The organism is Faecalitalea cylindroides ATCC 27803 (assembly GCF_000469305.1).
In the GTDB taxonomy this organism is placed as follows: domain Bacteria; phylum Bacillota_I; class Bacilli_A; order Erysipelotrichales; family Erysipelotrichaceae; genus Faecalitalea; species Faecalitalea cylindroides.
Genome location: NZ_KI271060.1, coordinates 352 through 1,103, shown reverse-complemented (window position 1 = coordinate 1,103; position 752 = coordinate 352). Strand labels below are relative to the sequence as shown.

Sequence of the window (752 nt, the reverse complement as noted above, 5' to 3'; positions counted from 1 at the left end):
TCTACGGTTAATGAAAAATCTGGTGTGGGAATATGATTCACTTCCCCATGCCCTTATCTGCGGTGGTACTGGCGGTGGAAAGACCTATTTTCTGCTGACCATCATTGAAGCCCTGCTTAAAACCAATGCGGATTTATACATTCTTGACCCGAAGAACGCTGACCTTGCAGACTTGGGAACAGTCATGGGAAATGTTTACCACACGAAAGACGATATGATTGACTGCGTCAATGCCTTTTATGAGGGCATGGTCACACGCTCGGAAGAAATGAAACTGCACCCGAATTACCGCACAGGAGAAAACTACGCCTATCTGGGGCTTGCTCCACAGTTCCTTATCTTTGATGAATATGTGGCGTTCTTGGAAATGCTCACGACAAAGGAAAGCACCGCCCTGTTAAGCCAGCTAAAGAAAATTGTCATGCTCGGCAGACAGGCTGGATACTTTCTAATCGTGGCTTGCCAGCGTCCAGACGCAAAGTATTTCGGGGACGGTATCAGAGATAACTTCAACTTCCGTGTGGGGCTTGGTCGCATGAGTGAACTCGGTTACGGTATGCTCTTTGGAAGTGATGTGAAAAAGCAGTTTTTCCAGAAGCGAATCAAAGGGCGTGGATACTGTGATATGGGAACAAGTGTCATATCAGAATTTTACACTCCCCTTGTACCCAAAGGCTATGATTTCTTAGGTACGATTGGGAAACTTACACACATAAGGCAGGACGGACAAGTGGCGTGCGAAGCGAAAGCCA

The 752-nt window shown here is 46.8% G+C and carries 1 protein-coding gene; it reads left to right on the top strand.

Annotation, left to right across the window (positions count from 1 at the left end):
- The coding region (locus HMPREF0367_RS09575) for an FtsK/SpoIIIE domain-containing protein (protein WP_148449395.1) at positions 1 to 752 on the top strand (752 nt) is incomplete at both ends.